The 19,612-nt window shown below is 61.2% G+C and carries 17 protein-coding genes; 12 read left to right on the forward strand and 5 right to left on the reverse strand.

Going from position 1 to position 19,612, the window contains the following annotated elements; genetic code table 11:
* Window positions 1–20 precede the first annotated feature (20 nt).
* Both APH41_RS17170 and rimK read left to right on the forward strand, forming a co-directional pair.
* Window positions 21–470: an ATP-dependent zinc protease gene (locus tag APH41_RS17170; RefSeq protein ID WP_169856571.1), complete on the forward strand. Its 450-nt coding sequence runs from the start codon at window positions 21–23 to the stop codon at window positions 468–470.
* Window positions 467–1,372, forward strand: coding sequence for a 30S ribosomal protein S6--L-glutamate ligase (gene rimK, locus APH41_RS17175; protein ID WP_003187674.1), 906 nt, complete (start codon window positions 467–469; stop codon window positions 1,370–1,372). Before APH41_RS17170 ends, rimK begins: the two co-directional genes overlap by 4 nt.
* A 140-nt stretch (window positions 1,373–1,512) precedes the next feature.
* Here the strand turns inward: rimK and APH41_RS17180 are convergent, their stop codons facing one another.
* Both APH41_RS17180 and ompR read right to left on the reverse strand, forming a co-directional pair.
* Window positions 1,513–2,826: an ATP-binding protein gene (locus APH41_RS17180; protein WP_003187671.1), complete on the reverse strand. Its 1,314-nt coding sequence runs from the start codon at window positions 2,824–2,826 to the stop codon at window positions 1,513–1,515.
* A 117-nt stretch (window positions 2,827–2,943) separates the two neighbouring features.
* Entirely contained in the window at window positions 2,944–3,684 is a 741-nt protein-coding gene (ompR, locus tag APH41_RS17185; protein ID WP_003187669.1) for a two-component system response regulator OmpR, read from the reverse strand.
* Window positions 3,685–4,041: 357 nt separating this feature from the next.
* Here ompR and APH41_RS17190 point away from each other — a divergent pair, with 357 nt between their 5' ends.
* The 7 genes from APH41_RS17190 (at window position 4,042) to tauD (ending at window position 12,208) form a co-directional block, all read left to right on the forward strand.
* A complete protein-coding gene (locus APH41_RS17190; protein ID WP_054920276.1) occupies window positions 4,042–6,366 on the forward strand; it encodes a Tex family protein in 2,325 nt (774 codons plus the stop codon).
* Window positions 6,366–6,749, forward strand: a complete 384-nt coding sequence (locus APH41_RS17195; RefSeq protein ID WP_052199927.1) for a PaaI family thioesterase — start codon at window positions 6,366–6,368, stop codon at window positions 6,747–6,749. Before APH41_RS17190 ends, APH41_RS17195 begins: the two co-directional genes overlap by 1 nt.
* Window positions 6,750–6,963: 214 nt before the next feature.
* Window positions 6,964–8,547, forward strand: coding sequence for a glutamate--cysteine ligase (gene gshA / locus APH41_RS17200; RefSeq protein WP_054920278.1), 1,584 nt, complete (start codon window positions 6,964–6,966; stop codon window positions 8,545–8,547).
* Between the two features lie 202 nt (window positions 8,548–8,749).
* The gene (gene tauA, locus APH41_RS17205; RefSeq protein ID WP_034125493.1) at window positions 8,750–9,727 is read left to right on the forward strand and encodes a taurine ABC transporter substrate-binding protein; all 978 of its coding nucleotides are present in this window, start codon (window positions 8,750–8,752) and stop codon (window positions 9,725–9,727) included.
* A 17-nt stretch (window positions 9,728–9,744) separates the two neighbouring features.
* Window positions 9,745–10,524 carry a taurine ABC transporter ATP-binding subunit gene (gene tauB / locus APH41_RS17210; protein WP_054920280.1) on the forward strand — a complete coding sequence of 260 codons (780 nt, stop codon included), beginning with the start codon at window positions 9,745–9,747 and terminating at the stop codon, window positions 10,522–10,524.
* Window positions 10,521–11,357, forward strand: coding sequence for a taurine ABC transporter permease TauC (tauC, locus tag APH41_RS17215; RefSeq protein WP_054920282.1), 837 nt, complete (start codon window positions 10,521–10,523; stop codon window positions 11,355–11,357). Before tauB ends, tauC begins: the two co-directional genes overlap by 4 nt.
* Window positions 11,358–11,371: 14 nt before the next feature.
* Entirely contained in the window at window positions 11,372–12,208 is an 837-nt protein-coding gene (tauD, locus tag APH41_RS17220; protein WP_054920284.1) for a taurine dioxygenase, read from the forward strand.
* Between the two features lie 140 nt (window positions 12,209–12,348).
* Here the strand turns inward: tauD and mgrA are convergent, their stop codons facing one another.
* The 3 genes from mgrA to epsC all read right to left on the reverse strand — a co-directional run bounded on the left by mgrA (window position 12,349) and on the right by epsC (window position 16,801).
* Window positions 12,349–13,386, reverse strand: coding sequence for an L-glyceraldehyde 3-phosphate reductase (gene mgrA / locus APH41_RS17225; RefSeq protein WP_054920286.1), 1,038 nt, complete (start codon window positions 13,384–13,386; stop codon window positions 12,349–12,351).
* Between the two features lie 127 nt (window positions 13,387–13,513).
* The gene (betT, locus tag APH41_RS17230; protein ID WP_177333575.1) at window positions 13,514–15,475 is read right to left on the reverse strand and encodes a choline transporter BetT; all 1,962 of its coding nucleotides are present in this window, start codon (window positions 15,473–15,475) and stop codon (window positions 13,514–13,516) included.
* Window positions 15,476–15,874: 399 nt separating this feature from the next.
* The gene (gene epsC, locus APH41_RS17235) at window positions 15,875–16,801 is read right to left on the reverse strand and encodes a serine O-acetyltransferase EpsC (protein WP_054920291.1); all 927 of its coding nucleotides are present in this window, start codon (window positions 16,799–16,801) and stop codon (window positions 15,875–15,877) included.
* A 166-nt stretch (window positions 16,802–16,967) separates the two neighbouring features.
* Between epsC and APH41_RS17240 the strand changes: the two genes are divergently transcribed.
* The 3 genes from APH41_RS17240 (at window position 16,968) to tcyL (ending at window position 19,612) form a co-directional block, all read left to right on the forward strand.
* The gene (locus tag APH41_RS17240) at window positions 16,968–17,963 is read left to right on the forward strand and encodes a D-cysteine desulfhydrase (protein ID WP_054920293.1); all 996 of its coding nucleotides are present in this window, start codon (window positions 16,968–16,970) and stop codon (window positions 17,961–17,963) included.
* 189 nt (window positions 17,964–18,152) lie between these two features.
* Complete coding sequence (gene tcyJ, locus APH41_RS17245; RefSeq protein WP_014716462.1) at window positions 18,153–18,947, forward strand: cystine ABC transporter substrate-binding protein; 795 nt, start codon at window positions 18,153–18,155, stop codon at window positions 18,945–18,947.
* On the forward strand, window positions 18,947–19,612 hold the full coding sequence (gene tcyL, locus APH41_RS17250; RefSeq protein ID WP_054920295.1) for a cystine ABC transporter permease: 666 nt from the start codon (window positions 18,947–18,949) through the stop codon (window positions 19,610–19,612). Before tcyJ ends, tcyL begins: the two co-directional genes overlap by 1 nt.

Here is a 19,612-nt window from a genome sequence, read left to right on the forward strand (position 1 = left end):
ACCATTTGACCGTTGTGGGTCTGCGTGAGTGGGTGGCACTTCCCGACTTGGGAGTGGCGGGCCTGCGGGCGAAGATCGACACCGGTGCCAGTACCTCAAGCCTGCACGCCACCGATATCGAGCCCTTTGAGCGCGACGGTGAAAAGTGGGTGCGTTTTACCGCGCACCTGGGCAGCGTGGTGCAACTGCGTCACCGCCGCTGTGAAGCGCCCCTGGTGACGATGAAAACCATCAAGAGCTCCAACGGCCATGCACAGGTGCGCTACGTGATCAGCACTACCCTGGCCCTGGGTGATCGGGTATGGCGGGTGGAGTTCACCCTCGCCTGTCGCAAAGCCATGCGTTACCGCCTGCTGCTGGGCTCCAAGGCGCTGATTGACGGCCAGTTGGTGGTCAATCCGGGCCTCAAGTACGTTCAAGACAAGCCGGTGTTCCCGGTCTCCACTATTTCTGCCCCAGGTGCTGCATGAAGATTGCTGTGCTGTCGCGAAACCCGCGTCTGTATTCCACCCGCCGCCTGGTCGAGGCCGGCACTGAACGTGGCCATGAAATGGTGGTGATCGACACGTTGCGTGCCTACATGAACATTGCCAGCCACAAGCCGCAGATCCACTACCGGGGCAAACCCCTGGAAGGCTTTGATGCGGTAATCCCGCGTATCGGCGCTTCGGTGACGTTCTATGGCTGCGCGGTATTGCGCCAGTTTGAAATGATGGGGGTGTTTCCGCTGAATGAATCCGTGGCCATTGCGCGCTCGCGGGACAAGCTGCGCTCCCTGCAACTGCTGTCGCGCCGGGGTATCGGTTTGCCGGTCACCGGTTTTGCCCACTCTCCGGACGACATTCCCGACCTGATCGAGATGGTCAATGGCGCACCGCTGGTGATCAAGGTACTGGAAGGCACCCAGGGCATCGGGGTGGTGCTGTGTGAAACAGCAACGGCGGCGGAGTCGGTGATTGAGGCGTTCATGGGCCTCAAGCAGAACATCATGGTGCAGGAGTACATCAAGGAAGCGGGCGGCGCGGACATTCGCTGCTTCGTGGTGGGCGACAAGGTGATCGCAGCCATGAAGCGCCAGGCCAAGCCCGGTGAGTTCCGCTCCAACCTGCACCGTGGCGGCAGCGCCAGCCTGATCAAGATCACCCCGGAAGAGCGCATGACCGCGCTACGGGCGGCCAAGGTGATGGGGCTGAGCGTGGCGGGTGTGGACATCCTGCGCTCCAACCATGGCCCCCTGGTGATGGAAGTAAACTCATCGCCTGGCCTGGAAGGGATCGAAACCACCACCGGTAAGGATGTGGCGGGGATCATCATTCAGCATCTGGAAAAGAATGGCGGGCCGAATATGACTCGGACCAAGGGAAAGGGCTGAATACCCACACCTGCCACACGCCGCAAACCACTGTGGGAGCTGGCTTGCCTACGATGACGCCGGTACATTCAACATCGTCGTTGAATGAACTACCGCTATCGCAGGCAAGCCAGCTCCCACATTTGCATTCATATTGCTTGTTAGACAGCGTCTCGAGGCAGCATCAACCCCAGCGGCAGCCGCACCCGCGCTTCCAACCCGCCGCCTTCACGGTTGCGCAACTCGACATTGCCGCCATGCATCGACGCAATCCGCCGCACAATCGCCAACCCCAACCCGGTGCCCTTGCCTCCTCGGGCGCGGTCACCACGGGTGAAGGGGTTGAAGATACCCTCCAGCTCAGCCGGGTCGATTCCTGTGCCACGGTCCATCACGCTCAGCACCACGTAAGGCGCGGCACTGTCGCCAGAAACGTACGCCGCCACTTCCACATCGGAACCGGCATGGTGCAAGGCGTTGCCAATCAAGTTGTTCAGCAGGCGCTTCATCGACACCCGGCGTAATGCGAACGGCTGGATCGGCTCCAGGCGCGTGCGCACCTGCTCACCATTCTGGTTATAGGGCGCAACCACCTCACGCACGAGGTCGGTGAGGTCGACCTCCTCGACCACTTCATCCCGCCCGTCACGGATGAACGCCAGGAACTGGTCCAGAATAGCGTCCATGTCCTCGATGTCGCGCACCATGTCATCGGTGAGGTCGGTATGGTCCCCCATCAACTCCAGGGACAACCGTAATCGCGTCAGTGGCGTGCGCAAGTCATGGGACACCCCCGCCAGCATCAACTCGCGTTCGCGCCCGGCCTGTTCGACATCTTCTGCCATCTGGTTGAAGGCGCCGTACACCTCGGTCATCTCACTGGGCGTGTCGCTGACCGGCAAGCGCACACTGCGCCCCTGGCCCAGTTGGCGAGCGGCAAACACCAGGCGCTTGAGGGGTTGGTTGAGCTGGCGGACGAAAATCCACGCGGACGCCGTTGAAAGCAAGCCAATGGCCAGGAACCAGCCCAACACGTTCCAGATTTTTTGCCCCCTCAGCGGGTGCGGATAAAGCGGAACCTTGATCCAGGCATCCCCCAGGCTTGGCGCTCGCACCCACAGCGCAGGCGAAACATGCATACGCAGCCGCACCTCGGTGTCGGCACCCAACTCGGCCTGCATCTGGCGCTGGTAGATCTCGCTGTAAGGCCAATGCTGCTCGCCTTCAGGCACACCTGCGCCGTCAACCCGCGTCAGCGTCGACGCCTTGGCTACTTTTTCGCGGTTCTCAGGGTCTACCGCCCAATAACCACGCAACGTCAGGGCGACACCATGGCTGTACTGCCGGTCCACCAGCACGTCTTCGTTCATCAAAAGATAAACCAGCGTGAGCGCCTTGGAAAACAGAACGACAATAAGCACCAGCCAGAGGGTGCGGGAGAAGAAACTTTGTGGGAACCACAGCGGGGTTTTCATAGATGAAAGCTGCACACCTTGCAGGAACGAGCGGCGCTCGCAGAATTGCAGACGCCGGGCATCCCGTCGACCCTCATGGAGTCAAACGCCAGGATACCCGCCCCTGCAAATCATCGGTCACTTGGTTGCGGTGCCATCCGGCACAAACACATAACCCACACCCCACACCGTCTGGATATACCGCGGCTTGGACGGGTCTGGCTCGATCATCCGGCGCAATCGGGAAATCTGCACGTCGATGGAGCGCTCGAGGGCGTCCCATTCCCGGCCACGGGCCAGGTTCATCAGCTTGTCACGGGTCAGCGGCTGGCGAGCGTTCATCACCAGGGCCTTGAGCACTGCGAATTCGCCGGTGGTGAGCATGTGCACTTCTTCACCGCGCTTGAGCTCACGGGTGGCCAGCGACAATTCGTAATCGCCAAAGGTGACGCTTTCGTCTTCGCTGCCCGGTGCACCCGGTACCGCCGGTGCCTGGCGACGCAACACGGCCTTGACCCGCGCCATCAGCTCATCGGGGTTGAACGGCTTGGCCAGGTAGTCATCAGCGCCCAGCTCCAGGCCCTTGATGCGGCTCAGTTCATCGCCCTTGGCGGTGAGCATGATGATCGGGATCTGATTGTTCGCACCGCGCAGGCGCTTGCAGGCAGTGAGGCCGTCTTCACCGGGCAACATCAGGTCGAGTACGACCAGGTTGAAAACTTCACGCCCTAACAGACGATCCATCTGTTCGGTGTTCGGCACCGCGCGGGCACGATAGCCCTTGGAGTTGAAAAAACGCTCCAGCAGGCTGCTCAGCCCCGGATCGTCATCAACGATGAGAATTTTTTCGCCTTCAGCAGTTTGTGCGGTGCTGCTCATTGGATGCTCCTCTTATCTCGGCGCGCATTATGGCGTAGCTGCCGTTATACGCACCGTGTGCATTGTTAGCAGATTTTTCATCTACTGCCAGCGAACCCGCGCCCTACAAGCTGCGGCGCAGTAGCCCCCAAGGGCGGAACGCTGGTTATAATGCGGCGCCTCCGTGCAGGGCAACGTCAGATCGTTACCGTTTGCTGCCGGGCTTTTTTTACCCGCTTGTCGTGACTTTTTCGATTTCGAGGGTCAATAGCCAGCCTCTTGACCCAGGCAGCGGCGCCAGTCGGGCCGCTCAACCAGCCTCGCCGAGCCTTGTTTTTACGGGCCGGCGCGCTGATTTTAAGAATTTCAGGTGGTTTTATGGACAGCATCAACAGCCGCATCGCCGAGGAACTCGGCGTACGCCCACAACAGGTCGAAGCGGCCGTCGCTCTACTGGATGAAGGCTCCACGGTGCCCTTCATCGCCCGTTACCGAAAAGAAGTAACCGGCAGCCTCGACGACACCCAGCTGCGGCACCTGGAAGAGCGCCTGCGCTACCTGCGAGAACTCGACGAACGGCGTATCAGCATCCTCGCCAGCATCGAGGAACAGGGCAAGTTGACCCCTCAACTGGAACGCGACATCAAACTCGCGGACACCGAGACCCGCCTCGAAGACCTTTACCTGCCGTACAAACAGAAACGTCGTACAAAGGGCCAGATCGCCCTGGAAGCCGGCCTGGGTGATTTGGCCGATGGCTTGTTCAACGACCCATCGTTGACCCCGGAAACCGAAGCCGCGCGCTTCATCGACGCGGAAAAAGGCGTCGCCGACGTCAAGGCCGCCCTCGAAGGCGCCAAGTACATCCTGATGGAGCGCTTCGCCGAAAACGCCAGCCTCCTGGAAAAACTGCGTACCTACCTCAAGCAGGAAGCCATCCTCAGCGCCCGCGTCATCGCCGGCAAAGAGGAAGAAGGCGCCAAGTTCCGCGACTACTTCGAACACGACGAGCCGCTCAAAAGCATGCCGTCCCACCGCGCCCTGGCGATTTTCCGCGGCCGTAACGAAGGCATTCTCAGCTCCGCGCTGAAAGTCGGTGACGAGCTGCCGGGCACCATGCACCCCTGCGAAGGCATGATCGGTCAACAATTCGGCATCCAGAACCAGAACCGCCCGGCAGACAAGTGGCTCGGCGAAGTGGTGCGCTGGACCTGGAAGGTCAAGCTCTACACTCACCTGGAAACCGACCTGCTGGGCGAGTTGCGCGACGGCGCCGAAACCGAAGCGATCAACGTGTTCGCCCATAACCTGCACGACCTGCTGTTGGCCGCACCGGCTGGCCCGCGTGCCACCCTGGGCCTCGACCCGGGCCTGCGCACCGGTTGCAAGGTCGCGGTGGTCGACGCCACCGGCAAGCTGCTGGACCACGCCACCGTGTACCCACACGTACCGCACAACAAGTGGGACCAGACCCTGGCGATCCTGGCCGCCTTGTGCGCCAAGCACGCGGTCGACCTGATCGCGATCGGCAACGGCACTGCCAGTCGCGAGACTGACAAGCTGGCCGCCGAGCTGATCAAAAAATACCCGGCCATGAAAATGACCAAGGTCATGGTCTCCGAAGCGGGCGCTTCGGTGTACTCAGCCTCGGAACTGGCGTCCAAGGAATTCCCGGACCTCGACGTGTCGATCCGTGGCGCGGTGTCCATCGCTCGTCGCCTGCAAGACCCGCTGGCCGAACTGGTGAAGATCGACCCTAAATCTATCGGCGTCGGCCAGTACCAGCACGACGTGTCGCAACTGAAGCTGGCACGCGGCCTGGATGCGGTGGTGGAAGACTGCGTAAACGCCGTGGGCGTAGACGTGAACACCGCTTCGGTGGCACTGCTGGCGCGAATCTCGGGCCTCAACGCGACCCTGGCGCAGAACATCGTCAGCCATCGCGACGAAAACGGCGCGTTCAAAACCCGTGCTGCGCTGAAAAAAGTCGCACGCCTGGGTGAAAAAACCTTTGAACAAGCGGCCGGCTTCCTGCGCGTCATGAACGGCGATAACCCCCTGGACGCCTCGGCAGTTCACCCGGAGGCCTACCCGCTGGTGCAACGCATTGCCGCCGAAACCGACCGCGATATCCGTTCGTTGATTGGTGATGCCGCGTTCCTCAAGCGCCTGGACCCGAAGAAGTACACCGACGAAACCTTCGGTGTGCCGACCATCACCGACATTCTGCAAGAGCTGGAAAAGCCTGGCCGCGACCCACGTCCCGAGTTCAAGACCGCCGAGTTCCAGGACGGCGTCGAAGACCTCAAGGACCTGCAACCGGGCATGATCCTCGAAGGCGTGGTGACCAACGTGACCAACTTCGGCGCGTTCGTGGACATCGGCGTGCATCAGGACGGTTTGGTGCATATCTCCGCGCTTTCGGAGAAGTTCATCAAGGACCCACGTGAGGCGGTGAAAGCCGGTGACGTGGTCAAGGTCAAGGTCATGGAAGTCGACATCCCACGCAAACGCGTCGGCCTGTCGATGCGCATGAGCGATACCCCCGGCGAGAAAATCGATGGTGCCCGTGGCGCTCGCCCCGGTTCGGCGCCGCGCCAGTCGCAGAACAACGCCCCGCGCAAGGAAACCACCACCGCCGCGCCAAGCAACAACGCCATGGCGTCGCTGTTTGCCAACGCTAAACAGTTGAAGAAGCGCTGATGGAAATTCCGGCCGGTTTGACCCAGAGCGCATTCAGCGAACTGATCGGCTGCCGCCTGCAACGCCTGGAAGAGGGCGTTGCCGAGGTGGCCCTGACCCTGGAGCCGCACCTGCGCAACCGCGCGGGCAAGCTCCATGGCGGGGCGATTTTCAGCCTGGTGGATATAACCATGGGCCTGGCCTGTTCCAGCGCCCATGGTTTCGACCAGCAGAGCGCCACCATCGAATGCAAGATCAACTATATCCGCGCCGTGGAAGACGGTGAGGTGTTGTGCACCAGCCGGGTGATCCACGCCGGTCGCCGCACCCTGGTGGTCGAGGCCGACGTGTATCAGAGCGAAAGACTTGTCGCAAAAGCACAGGGCACGTTCGCTGTCCTATAGCTCCCCACCCCCGATTTGAGTTAATTTCGGCGCTGCGATAACAGCGTCGGAATTTTCTCGCTGCGCTGTAGCCCAATTCATGGAGTGAAGTCGGCAGATTCAGAGCGGGTCAAATCGACTCAAAACCAGGCGATCACGCCAGTTTCAACTTCACCCTTGTAGACCGTCCTGCCCACCCCCATATTGGGGCGACTGACGCGTGAAGGAATCCAACTTGAGCGAACTTCTCAACCGCCGCCTGGCCCTGCTCGGCAAGCGCGAACACCTCTCCCTGCTAGAGCAATGCTTGCACGGCATCGAGCGCGAATGCCTGCGCGTCACCAACGAAGGTCGACTGGCGCAAACGCCGCACCCCGAAGCCCTGGGCGCCGCGCTGACCAATGAACAGATCACCACCGACTACTCGGAATCGCTGCTGGAGTTCATCACCCCTGCCCTGCCGAACCCGGCCGATACTCTGAGCAGCCTGGACAAGATCCATCGCTTTGCCTACACCAAGCTGGGCAGCGAATACCTGTGGAGCCCCTCGATGCCGTGCCCGTTGCCGGCCGAGGAAGATATTCCGATTGCCTACTACGGCACCTCCAACATCGGCCAGCTCAAGTACGTGTACCGCAAGGGCCTGGCCCTGCGTTACGGCAAGACCATGCAGTGCATCGCCGGCATCCACTACAACTTTTCCCTGCCGGAAGCGTTGTGGCCGTTGCTCAAGGAAACAGAAGGGTTTGTCGGCACCGACCGTGACTATCAATCCACGGCCTATATCGCGCTGATCCGTAATTTCCGCCGCTACAGCTGGCTGTTGATGTACCTGTTCGGTGCCTCGCCAGCCCTGGATGCCGGCTTCCTGCGCGGACGCTCGCATCAGCTTGAAGTCCTCGACGCCGACACGCTGTACCTGCCCTACGCCACCAGCCTGCGCATGAGCGACCTGGGTTACCAGAGCAACGCCCAAGCCGGCCTGACGCCGTGCTACAACGATTTGGCCAGCTACACCGACAGCCTGCGCGAAGCGGTGGCAACACCCTACGCGCCCTATGTCGAAGTCGGCACGCACAAGGATGGCGAGTGGGTACAGCTCAATACCAACATCCTGCAGATCGAAAACGAGTACTACTCCAACATCCGTCCCAAGCGCGTGACCTACACCGGCGAGCGGCCGATCCAGGCGTTGATGGCGCGCGGCATCCAGTACATCGAAGTACGCTGCCTGGACATCAACCCGTTCCTGCCGATGGGTATCGACCTGCCAGAGTCGCGGTTCCTCGACGCATTCCTGCTGTACTGCGCGCTGAACGACAGCCCACTGTTCGCCAACAACGAGTGCGGCAACGCCACCTCCAACTTCCTCAGCGTGGTCAAGGAAGGCCGCCGTCCGGGCCTGCAATTGCAGCGTGACGGCCAGCCGGTGGACATGAAGGAGTGGGCGGCCGAGTTGCTGGAGAAGATTGCCCCGCTGGCCGCCCTGCTCGATCAGAGCCATGGCATCACCGAGCACAGCGAGGCATTGGACGCCCAGTTGGCCAAGGTCAAGGACCCATCCCTGACGCCGTCGGCGCAGGTGTTGGCAGCCATGGCTGAGCGCAAGGAAAGCTTTGCGCAGTTCTCCCTGCATCAAAGCGAAGTCCATGCCGAATACTTCCGCAAAGAACCTTTGGCGCCTGAGGAACAAGCGCACTTTGAAGAACTGGCCCGTGCGTCGCTGGCGCAACAGGCAGAGCTGGAGCAGAACGAAGTAGGCGATTTCGATGTGTTTGTCGGTTCGTACCAGGCAAGCATCCTCGCCATCAGCAACTAACCTGTAGGAGCGAGCTTGCTCGCGAAAAACTCACGGCCCCCGCATTCATCCAGACTGAACGCGTCACCGTTAACGTTTTTCGCGAGCAAGCTCGCTCCTACAAGTTTTAAGCTAATTCGAAAAAGTTATTTATTTTCGGATTCTTAGATCATTTAGTCTCCTCTCACGCCGACCCTCGGCCGCCTGATTGAGGAGCTTCCCTTTGAAACTGCTGACCCCTCTGCGCCTGTTGGCCGCATTGTCCCTGGCCGGTGCCAGCCTGTTTGCCCAGGCGGCGGACGTGACCATTGCGTATCAGACCACCGTGGACCCGGCCAAAGTCGCCCAAGCCGACGGCGCCTATGAAAAAGCCACCAACGCCAAGATCGACTGGCGCAAATTCGACAATGGCGCCGACATCATCGCCGCCATCGCGTCCGGCGACGTGCAGATCGGCTACCTCGGTTCCAGCCCGCTCACCGCCGCGATAACCCGTAAAGTCCCGGTGCAAACCTTCCTCGTCGCCACCCAGATCGGCGGCGCCGAAGCCCTGGTGGCGCGTAACGGTTCGGGGATCAACAGCCCTCAGGACCTGGTCGGCAAAAAAATCGCTGTGCCCTTCGTTTCCACCGGCCACTACAGCCTGCTCGCCGCCCTTAAACACTGGAACATCGACCCGGCCAAAGTCACCATTCTCAACCTCGCCCCGCCGGCCATCATTGCCGCCTGGAAGCGCGGTGATATCGACGCCACCTATGTCTGGGACCCAGCCCTGGGCGTGGCCAAGGAAACCGGCAAGGTGCTGATCACCTCCGGGGAGCTGGCCAAGTTCGGCGCGCCGACGTTCGATGCCTGGATCGTGCGCAAGGACTTCGCCGAGAAGCACCCAGAGATTGTCACCGCCTTCGCCAAGGTCACTCTGGATGCCTACGCCGCCTACCGCAAAGACCCACAAGCCTGGCTCGCCGATTCCGGCAACGTCGACAAACTGGTGAAACTCTCCGGCGCCAAGGCCAGCGATATCCCGTTGCTGCTGCAAGGCAACGTCTACCCGTTGGCCGCCGACCAGGTAACGCTGCTGGGCGCACCGACCACCAAGGCCGTCACCGACACCGCTGCGTTCCTCAAGGAGCAAGGCAAGGTCGAGGCCGTGCTGCCCGACTACGCCCCTTATGTCAGCGCCAAGTTCATTACCAACTGACCCAGGAGTTCACTGCGATGGCCTTGCTACAACTGGAGCGCATCAGCGCACAGTACCCAGGCGCCCCGGAACCGGTACTGTCCGATATTTCACTGGAGCTTGGGCCCCAGCAATTGCTGGTCGCCCTGGGCCCGTCCGGTAGTGGCAAGACGTCGTTGTTGAACCTGATTGCCGGCTTTGTCGAACCGTCTGCCGGGCGTATCACCCTCGATGGCGTGCCGGTCAAGGGCCCCAGCGCCGAGCGCGGCGTGGTGTTCCAGGACGACGCCCTGCTGCCCTGGCAGGATGTGCTGGCCAACGTCGCCTTTGGCCTGGAACTGGCCGGCGTGCCCAAGGCGCAGCGCGAAGTGCGCGCCCGCGAAATGCTCGCGCTGGTGGACCTGGCCGGTTTCGACAGCCGGCGCATCTGGCAGCTCTCGGGCGGCCAGAAGCAACGCGTCGGCCTGGCGCGTGCGCTGGCGGCCGACCCGCGTGTACTGCTGATGGACGAACCCTTCGGCGCGCTGGATGCCTTTACCCGCGAACAAATGCAGGAGTTGCTGCTGCAAGTGTGGCGGCGCACGGCCAAGCCGGTATTCCTGATTACCCATGACATTGAAGAGGCGGTGTTTCTGGCCACGGACCTGATCCTGCTGGCGCCCAACCCCGGCCAGATCGTCGAACGCCTGCAGCTGGATTTCGGCCAACGTTACGCCGCCGGTGAATCAGCCCGCGCAATCAAGTCCGACCCGCGCTTTATCGAAACCCGTGAACATGTGCTGGGCAAAGTGTTCTCCCAACGGCAGGTGCACGCATGAGCAGCTACGAACTTCCCGCCACGGCCAGCAAGGCGGTGGCACCTGTCGTTATTCCGGTACGCCGCAGCCTGAGCACGCGTTGGATCAGCGTGCTGACCCTGGTGGCCTTGCTCGCCCTCTGGTGGGCCGTCACCGCCACCGGTTTGATCGAACCTCTGTTCCTGCCGCCACCATCGGCAGTGTTGCAAAAAGGCTGGCTGCTGGCGACCACCGGCTACATGGATTCCACCTTGTGGCAGCACCTGGGCGCGAGCTTGAGCCGCATCGGCCTGGGCCTGGGCTTTGCGGTGCTGACCGCCGTGCCGGTGGGGATTGCCATCGGAGCCAACCGCATTGCCCAAGGCGTTTTCGATCCGCTGATCGAGTTCTACCGGCCAATTCCGCCGCTGGCCTACCTGCCGCTGATCGTGATCTGGTGCGGCATTGGCGAGCTGTCCAAGGTGCTGCTGATTTACCTGGCGATTTTCGCCCCGATTGCCATCGCCACCGCCACTGGGGTGCGCACCGTCGACCCGGCCAAATTGCGCGCGGCGCAGTCGTTGGGCGCTACCCGCGCGCAACTGATTCGCCATGTGATCCTGCCCAGCGCCCTGCCCGATATCCTCACAGGTGTGCGCATCGGCCTGGGCGTGGGCTGGTCGACCCTGGTGGCGGCCGAGTTGATTGCCGCCACCAGCGGCCTGGGGTTCATGGTGCAGTCGGCGGCGCAGTTTCTGGTCACCGATGTGGTGGTGCTGGGCATCCTGGTGATCGCCCTGATCGCCTTCGCCATGGAAATGGGCCTGCGCGCCCTGCAGCGTAAATTAGTGCCCTGGCATGGCCAGGCACACTGAGTGAAGAATCCACAATGAGCAGCCTGACCGTTACCCCATTAAGCACCGCCCTGGGCGCCCAGATCAGTGGCGTCGACATCGCTCAGCCGCTGAACCCTGAACAGCGCGACGCCATTGAACAGGCGTTGCTCGACTATTCGGTGCTGTTCTTCCGTGACCAGCCGATCACCCCTGCGCAACAGGCACGGTTCGCGGCAAACTTTGGCGACCTGCACATCCATCCGATCTACCCCAACGTGCCGGAACAGCCCGAAGTGCTGATCCTCGACACCGCCGTCACGGATGTGCGTGATAACGCGGTGTGGCATACCGACGTGACCTTCCTGCCCACGCCGGCCCTGGGCGCTGTGCTCAGCGCCAAGCTGCTGCCAGCCTTCGGCGGCGATACCTTGTGGGCCAGTGGGATTGCGGCGTATGAGGCATTGTCCGAGCCGTTAAAGCGCATGCTCGATGGCCTCACCGCCACACACGATTTCACCAAGTCGTTCCCGCTGGAGCGCTTTGGCAACACCGCCGAAGACCTTGCGCGCTGGGAAGCGACCCGCAAGAAAAACCCGCCGCTATCGCACCCAGTCGTGCGCACGCATCCGGTGAGTGGGCGTAAATCGCTGTTCGTCAGCGACGGATTCACCACCCGAATCAATGAACTGGAACCGGCCGAAAGCGAGGCCATTCTCAAGCTGCTGTTCGCCCACGCCACCCGCCCGGAATTCACCATTCGCTGGCGCTGGCACGAGAATGATGTGGCGTTCTGGGATAACCGCGTCACCCAGCATTACGCCGTGGATGACTACCGGCCGCAGCGGCGGGTGATGCACCGGGCGACGATTCTTGGGGATGTGCCGTTCTGACGCTTGGCGACAGATCGTTCCCACGCTCTGCGTGGGAACGCCTCCTGTGACGCTCTGCGTCACGACTTTAAAGCGGACGCCGAGCGTCCGGGGCTGCATTCCCACGCAGAGCGTGGGAACGGTCACCCAGTGGTGTAAGGTTATTCAGCAGTGGACGGTTTTTCCCACAGGTTGATCCCACCTTCCTGCGCAAACCGATCAATCTCCGCCAGTTCTTCAGCACTGAAGCTCAAGTTCTTCAACGCCCCGACGTTCTCGATAATCTGCTCCGGCCGGCTTGCGCCGATCAGCGCACTGGTTACCCGCGGATCACGTAATGTCCACGCCAACGCCAACTGGGCCAGGCTCTGGCCACGGCGTTTGGCGATTTCATTCAGGCCGCGTACATGGGCGATGTTGGCTTCGGACAGGTGCTGGGCCTGCAACGAGCCACCACCCGGACGATTGACCCGCGCATCGGCCGGTACGCCATTGAGGTATTTATCGGTCAACAAACCCTGGGCCAGCGGCGTGAAAGCGATCACCCCGGCGCCGAGTTCTTCAGTGGTCTCCAGCAGGTCTTTTTCCACCCAACGGTTGAGCAGGTTATAGGCCGGCTGGTGGATCAACAGCGGCACTTTCCACTCTTTGAGCAGCGCCGCCATTTCGCGGGTTTTTACCCCGGAGTAAGACGAGATACCGATGTACAACGCCTTGCCTTGCTGCACGGCGGTGGCCAGGGCGCTGGCGGTCTCTTCCAGAGGCGTGTCGGGGTCGAAGCGGTGCGAGTAGAAGATATCCACATAATCGACGCCCAGGCGTTGCAGGCTCTGGTCCAGGCTCGCCAATACGTATTTACGCGAACCGCCACCCTGGCCGTAAGGACCGGGCCACATGTCCCAACCGGCTTTGCTGGAAATGATCAATTCGTCGCGGTAGTGCTTGAAGTCTTCACGCAGCAACCGGCCGAAGTTGATCTCGGCGCTGCCGTAAGGCGGGCCGTAGTTGTTGGCCAGGTCGAAGTGGTTGATACCCAGGTCGAACGCCGTGCGCAGCAATGCGCGCTGGGTGTCGATCGGGGTGCTGTCACCAAAGTTGTGCCACAACCCCAGGGACAGGGCTGGTAGCACCAATCCACTGCGGCCTACGCGGCGATAGGGAATAGATTCATAGCGGTTTTCGGCAGCAATGTACGTCATCGAATCCTCTCTTGATCTAGGGCAAATAAGGCCCGGGAATAGGCATATTCCCGGGCCTTTTAAGCAGCTGAATCGCTTAAGTCTGCCTCTTCCTTTTACAGCAAAGAGCTACTTGAGAGGAACGCTATCAGCGCACCATGTGCAAGAACTGCAGATGGCGCTCGTACTGGTCGAGGATGTCATTGATGATCTGCTCCTTGGTGTAGCCCACCAGGTCATAGTCCTGGCTGCCCTCACTCAAGTGCACTTCGGCCCGATAGTAGCGGCGGTTGTTGATCTCTTTCTTGCCGATGCCGCCCAAGGCGAACGACGGCGTGAAGTAGCCACGCATCTGCACCTGGTAGATGAACGGACGTTCTTCGCCATGGCCGATTTCGAGGCTGACACTGTCGTTGGACGGGTCGGGCTGGGTCACCACCGTAAGGCCCTTCTCGACAAACACGGCGGTCACTTCTTCAATCGCGGGGCGCACCGTGGTGTCGAGGAAACGGTACACCTCGTCACGCGACGGAAAATGCACGGCCTGGCTCAAGCGCTGGCGCCAGCCGCCTCGACCTTTGCGTGAAGCCGATATCGGCGCCAGGGAATGCAACTGCGCAATCTGCTTTTGCGACTCCAGGTAGAACGCCTTGTGCAGCCCCCACATCATCAGCAGCAGGATCAGCGAGAACGGCAGCGAGGTCAGTACCACCGCAGACTTGAGCGAGTCGATACTGCCAGCGAACAGCAACGCACTGGTGACCAGGGCGGTCATCGCGCCCCAGAACACACGCAGCCACTTCGGCCCGTCTTCATCCGCGTTGCCGCCTTTGGACGAGAGGGTGGAGAGCACCACAGTGCCGGAGTCAGCCGAGGTCACGAAGAATACAAAGCTGATGAACACCGTGACCGCGATCACGGTCTTGCTCCACGGGTAGGTTTCCAGCAGCAGGTAGAGGCTCATCGATGGGTCATCGATAGCCGACTGGCCCAGTGCAGCCATGCCATGGTTGAGCACCTGGTCGATGGCGCTGTTACCGAAGATCGACATCCACGCCAGGGTGAAGCCCAGCGGAATCAGCAGCACGCCAAACACGAATTCGCGGATGGTACGACCACGGGAAATGCGCGCGATAAACAGGCCCACGAACGGCGACCATGCGATCCACCAGGCCCAGTAGAACACCGTCCAGCCGCCCAGCCAGTCGCTCGGCTCGTTGTAGGCGTACACATCAAAACTTTTGGTGGGCAACGCGCCCAAATAGTCACCGATGTTCTGGATCAGGGTGTTGAGCAGCTGCTGGGTAGGCCCGGCGAACAACACGAACAGCAGCAGCGCACAGGCCAGCAGCATGTTGATGTCGGACATCACCCGCACGCCTTTGTCGACGCCGGCCACGGCCACGATGATCGCCGCGCCCATCATCAGGGTGATCAGGCCCACCTGGATCCACTGGGTATGGGCAATGCCAAACAGGTAGTCCAGGCCAGAGTTGAGGTGCAGTACGCCAAAGCCCATGTCGGCGCCCAGGCCGAACACCGTGGCAATGATGCCAAAGCCATCCACGGCGTAACCGATAGGGCCATTGATGCGCTTGCCGATCAGCGGGTACAGCGCCGAGCGCAACGCCAGCGGCAGGTTATGCCGGTAGGCGAAATACGCCAGGGCCATGCCGACAAACGCGAACACGCCCCAGCCATGCAGGCCCCAGTGCAGGAACAACACCTGCATGGCCTGGCGCGCCGCATCGGCGTTCATTGCTTCGCCCTGGGGCGGCTGCACCAGGTGCGTCAACGGCTCCGAGACGCAGAAGAAAAACAGCGTGATGCTGATCCCGGCGGCGAACAACATGCCGGCCCAGGACAGGTAACTGAATTCGGGCTCGTCGTGGTCGGCACCGAGTTTTATCTTGCCGTAGCCCGATAGCGCGGTGACCACCACGAAGACCAGATACAGCGTCATCGCCAGCATGTAGTACCAGCCGACTGTGTTGGCCGCCCAGTTTTGCGCCGCCAGCAGCCAGGCACCGGCCTGTTGCGGGATAGCGATGACCGTGATGCCAAACAGCAGGATGACGGTGGCGGCAAAATAGAAAACGGGCGCATTCATGCGCACCATGCCGCTGGAAGGGGTGGACGATGCACTCATGAACGATGCACCTCAAGGTTGCGGGATATGGCTGTAAAAAACGGACTCAGCAAAGGTAAGCCTCCTGTTGTGAGCGGGCAGCGAACCACCGGTTTAACTTGAACGAACGTTCAAGTTAAACATGAATAGGCGGTCTGGGACTAATCTCGGGGCTGAGTGGTAGGTGTTTCCTACACTAGCTCAGGGATTGGTATGACGCGTGGAGGAGACGAATCGTTCAGCAACCCGACGGTGAAATACATACGAAATGTGGGAGCTGGCTTGCCTGCGATAGCGCTGGGTCAGCCACCCATCTGTTGACTGATACACCGCTATCGCAGGCAAGCCAGCTCCCACACTGACCGGCGTTTGGCTCAGGTATTACTTCTGCGCCCCATCATCATGCTGCAAATTCGCCTGGGTGATATTCGCCCCGGCCGGCACGCTGCGGGTCAGCCACACATTGCCGCCGATGGTCGAACCCTGGCCAATGGTGATCCGCCCCAGGATCGTCGCCCCGGCGTAAATCACCACATCATCTTCAACAATAGGGTGACGCGGGTGGCCTTTCTGCAATTGCCCATCTTCATCCGCCGGAAAGCGTTTGGCGCCCAGTGTCACGGCCTGGTAGATGCGCGCCCGCTCGCCGATGATCGCGGTCTCGCCAATCACCACGCCTGTGCCGTGGTCGATAAAGAAACTCGGGCCGATCTGTGCGCCGGGGTGGATATCAATGCCGGTGGCCGAGTGGGCGATTTCCGCACTGATCCGCGCCAGCAACGGCAGGCCGGCGCGGTACAGGTGGTGGGCCAGGCGGTGGTGGATCACCGCCAGGATGCCCGGGTAGCACAACAGCACCTCATCCACACTGCGTGCGGCCGGGTCGCCGTGGTAGGCGGCCAGTACGTCGGTGTCCAGCAGGCTGCGCAAGGATGGCAACGCCAGGGCGAAATCCTGGATCAGGCGAATGGCGTGGGCGTTGACTTCGCTGTCGTCCTCACCGCTCTGGCGCGCGGCATAGCGCAACTCCAGGCGCGCCTGGGCGAGCAAGGCGTTGAGCGCGACGTCGAGGGTATGGCCCACGTAGAAGTCTTCGCTTTCTTCGCGCAGGTCCGCCGGGCCCAGGCGCATCGGAAACAGGGCGCCGCACAAGGCCTCAAGAATCTGTGCCACCGCCTCGCGGGACGGCAACTCGCGGCCACCATGCTCGCCACTCAAGCGCCCATTGCGCGTTCGCCACTGGTCGCGGGCGCCGCGCAGTTGGCTGACGATGGTCTGCAATTGCCAATGACTGGAACGCTCACTCACGGTATTCACTCCTGACGAAATGGCCATCACTTTACGGTATGCACCCAGGCAGCTCTTAAGAACCAATGGTGTGAGCATAAGAACATTTCGTCATAAGCGATTGACGGTTGCCCGATGAAAAGTGCCTGCCTATAGTCCCCCAATCACTCAGCCACCGTGCGTAACCATGATCAAACAACAGCTCGACCGTTTTAACCGTCTGGAACTACTGGGCAGTGCCACGGCCCTGGAAAAACTCGAGCGGCTGTCGGCTTGGCTGGGCAGGGACATCTACGTCAAACGCGATGACACCACGCCGCTGGCCATGGGCGGCAACAAGCTGCGCAAACTCGAATACCTGGCCGCCGACGCCATCGCCCAGGGCGCCGACACCCTGGTCACCGCCGGCGCGATCCAGTCCAACCATGTTCGCCAGACCGCCGCGCTCGCCGCCAGGCTTGGCCTGGGCTGTGTTGCCCTGCTGGAAAACCCTACCGGCACCGACGACCCCAACTACCTGGGCAACGGCAATCGCCTGCTGCTGGAGCTGTTCGACGCCAAAGTGGAGTTGGTGGAAAACCTCGACAACGCCGACGACCAACTCAACGCCCTCGCCGACCGCCTGCGCAGTAACGGCAAGAAGCCGTACCTGGTGCCTATCGGCGGTTCCAATGCACTCGGCGCGCTGGGCTACGTGCGCGCCGGGCTGGAGTTGGCCGCGCAGATTGAAGACAGCGGCATTCAATTCCCCGCCGTGGTGCTCGCCTCTGGCAGTGCGGGTACCCACAGCGGCCTGGCCCTGGCCTTGAGCGAAGCACTGCCGCAGCTGCCAGTGATCGGCATCACGGTGTCGCGCTCCGAGCAAGCGCAATTCCCGAAAGTGCAGGGCCTGGCCGAACGCACTGCCGAGTTGCTCGGTGTGGCTATCCCCGACGCCTTCAAGGTCACCCTGTGGGACGAGTATTTCGGGCCGCGGTATGGCGAGCCAAACGCTGGCACCCTCTCGGCGATCAAACTTTTGGCCAGCCAGGAAGGTCTGTTGCTGGACCCGGTGTATACCGGCAAGGCCATGGCCGGTTTGCTCGACGGCATCGGGCGCCAGCGCTTTGAAGAGGGGCCGATCATTTTCCTGCATACCGGTGGCGCGCCGGCATTGTTTGCCTATGACTCAGTATTCAACTGATTGAATACTGTCGATGTGGGAGCTGTACATATTTCTAAAAAGAATATGAAATGGTGTTTTTATTATTTTCAAGACTTAAAAACCCACCTTATCATCGCGCCGAAGGCGAAGACGCGCTTCGCGCTTTAGGGCAGGATACGACTACCGCGTCACCTGCTTCGCTCACCATAAAAAACACAGGGGCTCTCCATGACTATTTCTGCATTTCGTCGCACGCTGTTGGTTGGCACTTTGGGCCTCGCGCTTGGCGCTGGCTGGTTGGGCCAGGCGGTTGCCGGCGAGCAATTGAACACCATCAAGAAGGCCGGCGAGATCAAGATCGGCCTGGAAGGCACCTACCCGCCGTTCAGCTTTGTCGATGAAAGCGGCAAGCTCAGCGGTTTCGAAGTGGAACTGTCCGAGGCGCTGGCCAAGGAGCTGGGTGTCAAGGTCAAGCTGCAAGCCACCCCTTGGGACGGCATCCTCGCCGCGCTGGAATCCAAGCGCCTGGACGCCGTGGTCAACCAGGTGACCATCTCCGAAGAGCGCAAGAAAAAGTACGATTTCTCCAAGCCTTACACCGTGTCCGGCATCCAGGCGCTGGTGCTGAAAAAGAACGTCGACTCGATCAAGAAAGCCGACGACCTGGCCGGCAAGAAAGTCGGTGTGGGCCTGGGCACCAACTACGAACAATGGCTCAAGGACAACCAACCAAAAGCCATTATCAAGACCTACAACGACGACCCGACCAAGTTCCAGGACCTGCGCATCGGCCGTATCGACGCCATCCTGATCGACCGCCTGGCCGCCCTGGAATACGCCAAGAAAGCCCCCGACACCGCCGCTGCCGGCGACGCCTTCTCCCGTCAGGAATCCGGTATCGCCCTGCGCAAAGGTGAGCCCGAGCTGCTCGATGCGGTGAACAAGGCTCTGGACAAACTGCGCGCCGACGGCACGTTGAAGACGCTGTCCGAGAAGTACTTCAACGCTGACGTCACGCAATAATGGAAGCAGGTTTCCAACTCGCGCTGGACTCCGCGCCCTTTCTGCTCAAGGGCGCGTACTACACGGTAATCCTCAGCCTGGGCGGGATGTTTTTCGGCCTGCTGCTGGGCTTCGGCCTGGCCTTGATGCGCCTCTCGCGCTTCAAGTTCTTGAGCTGGACCGCCCGGGTCTACGTGTCGTTCTTTCGCGGCACGCCGTTACTGGTGCAGCTGTTCCTGATCTACTACGGCTTGCCACAAGTGGGCATCGAGCTGGACCCGATCCCGGCCGCCATGATCGGCTTTTCGCTGAACATGGCTGCCTATGCGTGTGAAATCCTGCGGGCCGCCATCGCCTCCATCGAGCGTGGCCAGTGGGAAGCTGCTGCCAGTATCGGTATGACCCGTGCGCAGACGTTGCGCAGGGCCATCCTGCCCCAGGCGATGCGCACGGCGTTGCCGCCTTTGGGCAACAGCTTTATTTCACTGGTCAAGGACACGGCGCTGGCCGCCACCATCCAGGTGCCCGAGCTGTTCCGCCAGGCCCAACTGGTGTCGGCACGTACCTTCGAAATTTTCACCATGTATCTGTCCGCGGCCCTGATCTACTGGATCCTGGCGAGCATCCTGGCGCATCTGCAAAATCGTCTGGAAGACCGGGTCAACCGGCATGACCTGGAGTCTTGA

It is taken from the genome of Pseudomonas sp. NBRC 111138 (assembly GCF_001320835.1).
Classification (GTDB): domain Bacteria; phylum Pseudomonadota; class Gammaproteobacteria; order Pseudomonadales; family Pseudomonadaceae; genus Aquipseudomonas; species Aquipseudomonas paracarnis.